This window comes from Streptococcus sp. GMD1S (assembly GCF_000296875.1).
Classification (GTDB): Bacteria; Bacillota; Bacilli; order Lactobacillales; family Streptococcaceae; genus Streptococcus.
In genome coordinates this window covers 1-6,200 of sequence record NZ_AJQY01000332.1, presented here as the reverse complement: position 1 = coordinate 6,200, position 6,200 = coordinate 1, and the positions used below count along the sequence as shown (strand labels likewise).

The following is a 6,200-nucleotide window of genomic DNA, read 5'->3' as shown; positions in this document are numbered from 1 at the left end:
ATCGATGGTATGACAGCTGACTTTGCCAAGATTCCTTGGGAAGTCCTTCAAAAAATTTCTGTACGTATCGTTAACGAAGTAGACCACGTTAACCGTATCGTCTACGATATTACAAGTAAACCACCTGCAACCGTGGAGTGGGAATGATTTATAAACATGATTTGAAGTGAAATGGTTGATTTAACAGCATTTTCAGTTGTTATAAAAGGTTAAAAATAAATCAAAATTGATTGGTTCCCCACCAAAAATCCCACCAGAAATAAAATATGGTGGGGCTTTTTTTGTTTTAAGGATGTAGAAGCAAAATTTATTTAGGAGTGACGATAGTATATATACTTAAAATAGAAATACACCATTTTAGTGAATCTTAGATTTTTCTTGAGAAAATATAGTTGCTAAGATATCAGCATAAAGTTCAGGCGTTAAGTCTTGTTTTTGAACCTTCTCCAGTAATTGTGAAAAATATTCCTTCTCAGTACCCTTTGTATTAGAAATAATACCTAACAAAAATCTATTTAATTCACCAGCTGCTTTTTCTGAGTTGTAGGATTCATAGTATTTTTGATAAAATTTATCGTATTTCTCGTTTTTTTTGAGTAAGTTCGCTTCCTCTTGCTTATCTAACAATTGTTGATAAGAGACATTAAGATCAAGCCAATCTTTTTCAAACTGCTCGAGTAATTTGTCTGATACTTTTTTCCTATTATAATATAATTTTATCAAAGGTATAATATCTATCCATACCTGATCGATAAAAACTTTAACAATCTTGTCTTTAAAGATAAGTAAAGGCTTATCATCACATGTATGCACACGATATCCATTTGTCTGTAATTCATTTATCAGGTCTTCAATATGAGTTTCTGATGTATTAACTATATATTGTTTTAGCCATTGTGGCATATTAGGATTTTGGATATGCCAAGACGCACTCAAATATTTACAATCATTTCTTCTGGTTTCACCTTTTTCTAGACGACCTGGTACTCGTGTGCTAGAAATGGTATATTTTTCAATAATATCTCCCTTTTGATAATATTCATTGTGAAAGCGTTCGTATTTATTGGGTCTATGAATTTTTGTTCTATAAATTAGTTTCATTACTATTCCTTTATTTTTCATAGTTTGTCAAATAAAGCTAGAAATTTCACCTGGATCATTTAAAATTGATACAGAGTTTTGTAGTTCAAGGACCTCCTTGAGATTCGATTTCTCTTATCAGCTAGAGTTGATATGAATATTTGGGAAAGTCCACTGAAATCCATCCTCCTTAGAAAATAAAACATTAGAATGTTCATGTTCCTGGAACATCCAAAAGATATAAACTCAGTATAAGTATATCATAAATAACAACATTTTGACTTTCCGAAAAATAACTATTTTCCAGAAAGTTTAACACTTGCCATTACAATAGACATTTCTGCATATTCCTCTTATTACAGAAATTTTTTGAGGTAATAATGTTATAAAATTGCTAATACAAACAAATCTAATTCTGGTTATGTTTCACAACTCTACTATTACGGATTTTTTTGTGTTTATTACATCTAATATATTTTGAATTAATTATCTAAAATAAGCTCAGTTATTTACTTCTCTGTGAATTTTACAGGCAATTCTTTTTGAGAATATCGAGTTGTTCATGGATTCTAATATTTTAGTGTTAATATAAAAATATGACGCTATTACTAGTAACTCGCTATTAATATAATCAGTTATTACATCATTGACTATTTTCAATACTGATTTAAAATTCATGCCTTTTGTTACTTGTTTCCTACTTTCTTCTTGAACAGCCCAAATTATATCTTCTAAGTTTTTTTTAATATCTAAATGAGTTAGTCTATTTTTCAAATCCATCAACTTAATATAATTTATATATTCAGGAGGTAGATCAGCATCAATAATTTCTAACTCAGTTAGTGTCTTTAACCTAATAGGAATATTTTCAATAGGAAATTTAACCTGGAAAGGATGGACTACCGGCAATTGAGGTAATTCAGTTTGTTTATAAATTCTATTACAAATCGTGCACATTGGAATTAAATTTTCCTGCATAAGACACAGAATAGGAAAGTATTGTTTGTTTAAAAAATGATCTAAATCTCTACTGCCAATATTTATTCTTTGTTGACAAACAGAACAATAAGTACAATACGTTCCTCGAGAAAAATATTCTTTAATATTTCCAAATTTTAAGTCATATGTATTTTGTAATTTTTTACTACTTTCATTAAATACATAGTTATACATTTCTTTATAACTAAAATAAGAATCTTCGTTATATTGATTATAAAAAGTAATTATTTCCTGAACACTATCTGGTACATCACATTCCATATTTAATTTAAGATAATTAAAATAATTAGATTTAAAGAATTTATCTTGTTTAATAATCTCTTCTTTTATATTGCTATCTAATAAATAATCAATTATTTTTCTTAACTTAGGGAGTCTATAATATACAAATTTCAAATTATCAAAATTAGTATTTAGAATTACAGATTTATCTACGCCATTATTACTCTCTTCAAGCAGTCTACTAATGTCTGCTGTCAATACTGTTAATTTATATTTTCTACTCATATTCACCTCCTTCTTCTATTACCTCTTCGTAATATGAAATATTTTCTTCTGTTAATATGCGATCTAAGAGTTTATTCTGAATTGTCCCATAAGCTATCTTGTCAATTTTATCTATTGCTTCCAATAAATTAATTTTTGAAAGTCTTTCTATATTCCTTACTTCTTGTTGGATAAATTGATTATCTGAATAGTCAACATCAAAAATATATTTTAAAATACTATCAATACTAGCAGCAAATGTTTCTTCCTTTACACTTCTAACACTATTTCCCTCATTATTTGCATCTAAATAAAAAATTTGATCCTTGGAAAACATACCTACAATAAGTGGAGACTGACTTGCGATTATAAAGTGGCAATTTAAATTTGAGAAACATTTTCTAAGTATGTAATAATATTGATTTATCCATTTAGGATTTAAATGAATTTCTGGTTCATCAATTAAAATAAGTGAATCATTCTCAATATACAAACTTATCTCCATAATACGAAGAAATATTGAGAACTCACCTGAACTTAGTTGAGATATTGAAGTATATCTATTACTTTTTAAAATTACTAAATCATCAATTAAAAAATTATTAGTTTTTTCAAGAATATCAAAATCTAAATTCATTAGAATTTTGTAATCTTCCTTAAAATTAGATTGATAAAATTCTTCTATGTCAGTTACCGAAAGTAACTTTTTATAATAATCATCATATTTAACATCTTTACCGTGATTAAATTTTATATTTTTATATAGTTCTTTTAAATAAACTAAAACTAAAAAAATACTAAACGATTCTGGTTGTTCAAATTTAAAAAAATAATTATTTAAACCATGGTATGTAAAATACGACTTCCCTTTATCCTCTAATTCATTTAATTTGTCCAATGTCTTAAACATTTTTTCTCTTATATCTGCCAACTTTTTAACACGTAGTAAGATATCTGGATATGAGTAGAATTCATAATTAAAATATTGTCCTCTTGTAATAAATTTAAGAAATTCTTCATCCGTTTTTTTATAATAATCTTCAGTTTTTATTTTTTTATCTGAAAACCGTGGTATAAATTCCGTATTTAAATAATTAACCACTATTTCTTCGTATTCTTCTGACTTTTTTTGTGCATTAAATAATCCATATATTTCATCAAATAATTCATTCCTCTTATACATTAATTCCACAAAGGATTTTATTAATATCTGTTCACTCTGTTCGATATAAGAAATTCTTTCATGAACTTTTTTATAAACATCGTTATTATATGATGAAATTGCATCTGAAAAAAGTTTTCGAATCTTTGCTTGATTTATTGATTCTATAAGGAATAATTTATTAGAACTATCTAACTCAAGTAAATTTGACACCGCTTTTTCTACATTAGCAAAGTGTCTATCATTTTTTATAATGCATTTATAATACGAGCTACACGCTAATGAAATTATTTTATCATGAGTATGGATAGGATAAATAACTTCCGTATTCTTCTGATCCGTTCCTTCTTCTACTTTCTTTTCATTTTTCTTAGATTTGATTTTAAAAAATACCCTGCTACTTTCCCTCAAAGTCTTATTGCTAATTCTATCAAATGGCGAATAAGTAGATAAAATTATCTTTTTTAAAGAACCTTCTTCAAGTTCAACTGATGATGGCTCCTTGGAGTCATATTCCTCAGAAAATTTACCTAATAATACTTCAAAAAAAGTACTTTTCCCAGACCCATTATTTCCTAGTATCAAACTATATGTATTGTTATCTTCTTCTGAATTACTGTTAAATTCAAATTTAAAGTTTTTATCTGCAAAAACATACTCAACTTTACTTATTCTCACGATTCACTCCGTTCTATTATTTATAAGTTATAACTCCAAATAATTTAATAATTATCTAACAATCTCTTCTACACTTAACAAAACTAAATGAAAAAGTGATTTTAAAAAGAAATCTAATATCATCTTGATATTTTAATTTTTACTTAAATCTTAATTTCATTTCCTGCATCCATTGAGGAAGAACTTTATTCAATTCCATGTTGAGTTTAAGTTTGCTTCCTGCAAATTGATTTGTTGCCTTAGTTGCATCAAGTGTTTTTACGAGATCTTCCCTGAATGGAATTTCTTCTGGCTTTTTCAAGTCATAAGATTTCAGTGATTTAGCAAGTAGTAGACTATCTAGTCCCCACTCTGTCGCAAATTCTTTGACAATATTCATTTGTCTATTTTCCTGCCATGCATTGAAGGCAGTGTCATCCCAAATGCTTCATCGTCCCAAGAAAATTCGTAATATTGTTTTACTTTACTTAACTGCGTTGCTGCGTCGGTGAATGCTTGTCCAAAACGATCCATCAACTTTAATAGAAACCCAATTTGTAAGCTCTTCTAACTCATCTTTTAAATAGTCGAATTTATCAGCCAGTTTAATTACTCCATCAGAATATTTCTTAACCAGAACTCTACTAATATTTCCACCACTTCGTATTCTGATAAATCATTTATAATTGAAAAAATATGATTTGAATGAAAATACTTGTTTAAAAATTATTTTCAGAAATTAGAATAGAAACTTTTTTAGCATCTCAAATTATAAAATTAAAATAACTAAATTACTTCTGAACTGTATATGTTCTTTTGTACTTTAAGATACTCTTTTAGATTAATAATTTTGTCGTTATGATTAGTTTTTCTTTTAGTTTCATTATGATATACAAAGTTGTTTGCTTCAGCAAACTGCTCTGTATAAGTCTTAACCAATTCAAATAATTCATCAAGAGAGGTATCTAATTCTAATTTCTTTAGCAGAGATTCATTTTTATTTAAGAAATTTAAAAACTTATCAATATCTTTTTCAGTCAATTCTCCTTTTTGAGCGGTAATTAAATACTGAGTTAACCTCTTTATTAAAGATTTTGATACACTATTCATCTGCATACTGCGATAACTGTAATAACCAACTCCTCCCACAGCTAAAACTCCTGCACCTATTAGTCCAACTTTTATAGCCTTATTGCCGATTAATTTATTTGCAGTATCTTTAGAAAAATCTACAGCTTTGAGATGCTTAATAATCTGTCCCTTATTATTTCTGATAACAGAACCAAATTGTTTGTATATACCTGATACTAAGCCCCTTTGAATATCGTTGGGTATAACTAAATTAATACTATTAATAACCATAATAAAAACTCCCTTATATAAACTTCTCTTAAATTATACCATCAACAGTGACTATTTGACACTAAAATAATATTTTAATTTAGTAAATGTAAAATTACTTATATATTGTGTAACTAAGATAATAGACTTCGATAAAATGAAAATAAGTATTTATAGTTTCTGCTTCTGTTTTATTCTACCTGAACAACAATAATATACTCTATAATGTCTAACGGGTGGTTTATTTGTCTCGCACCTTACGGAGCGAGACGGACTAATAGTCACATAATAATAAGGAAAGCACTTCTGCTTTCCTTTTTTATTTACGTTTTTTCTTCGCTTTTTTCATTTTGTTGGCCATACGTTTCATAGACTGTTTCATGGCAAATTCACCGATTTTACCTTTGAGTCCGCCACCAAACATCTGGCTCATATCTGGCATGCCTGCTCCTCCGAGACCTGACATATCCGGCAT

6 protein-coding genes and 1 pseudogene are annotated in these 6,200 nt (G+C 27.8%); 1 reads left to right on the top strand and 6 read right to left on the bottom strand.

The genetic code is table 11. The features are described from left to right. Window positions 1-147, top strand: a 147-nt coding sequence (locus tag GMD1S_RS11990; RefSeq protein ID WP_008282568.1) for a GMP synthase (glutamine-hydrolyzing), incomplete at its 5' end; no start/stop codon positions are given. A gap of 210 nt (window positions 148-357) precedes the next feature. Here the strand turns inward: GMD1S_RS11990 and GMD1S_RS09790 are convergent. The 6 genes and pseudogenes from GMD1S_RS09790 to GMD1S_RS11985 all read right to left on the bottom strand — a co-directional run. Beyond that, complete coding sequence (locus tag GMD1S_RS09790; protein WP_000767870.1) at window positions 358-1,101, bottom strand: hypothetical protein; 744 nt, start codon at window positions 1,099-1,101, stop codon at window positions 358-360. A gap of 480 nt (window positions 1,102-1,581) precedes the next feature. Beyond that, a complete protein-coding gene (locus tag GMD1S_RS09785) occupies window positions 1,582-2,586 on the bottom strand; it encodes a hypothetical protein (RefSeq protein WP_000088502.1) in 1,005 nt (334 codons plus the stop codon). Continuing rightward, window positions 2,579-4,405, bottom strand: coding sequence for an AAA family ATPase (locus GMD1S_RS09780; RefSeq protein WP_001222859.1), 1,827 nt, complete (start codon window positions 4,403-4,405; stop codon window positions 2,579-2,581). The genes GMD1S_RS09785 and GMD1S_RS09780 overlap by 8 nt, the downstream gene beginning before the upstream one ends. Window positions 4,406-4,544: 139 nt before the next feature. After that, window positions 4,545-4,784, bottom strand: a complete 240-nt coding sequence (locus GMD1S_RS09775) for a hypothetical protein (protein ID WP_001028361.1) — start codon at window positions 4,782-4,784, stop codon at window positions 4,545-4,547. Between the two features lie 386 nt (window positions 4,785-5,170). Continuing rightward, window positions 5,171-5,746 (bottom strand): hypothetical protein, encoded by a 576-nt coding sequence (locus GMD1S_RS09770; RefSeq protein ID WP_000236455.1) that lies wholly within the window; start codon window positions 5,744-5,746, stop codon window positions 5,171-5,173. A gap of 298 nt (window positions 5,747-6,044) precedes the next feature. Further along, window positions 6,045-6,200, bottom strand: a pseudogene (locus GMD1S_RS11985) (signal recognition particle); the annotation flags it as partial.

Coding starts and splice junctions, on each gene's coding strand:
- GMD1S_RS09775 (WP_001028361.1), bottom strand. CDS start 4,784: ATGAATATTGTCAAAGAATTTGCGACAGAGTGGGGACTAGATAGTCTA.
- GMD1S_RS09790 (WP_000767870.1), bottom strand. CDS start 1,101: ATGAAACTAATTTATAGAACAAAAATTCATAGACCCAATAAATACGAA.
- GMD1S_RS09785 (WP_000088502.1), bottom strand. CDS start 2,586: ATGAGTAGAAAATATAAATTAACAGTATTGACAGCAGACATTAGTAGA.
- GMD1S_RS09770 (WP_000236455.1), bottom strand. CDS start 5,746: ATGGTTATTAATAGTATTAATTTAGTTATACCCAACGATATTCAAAGG.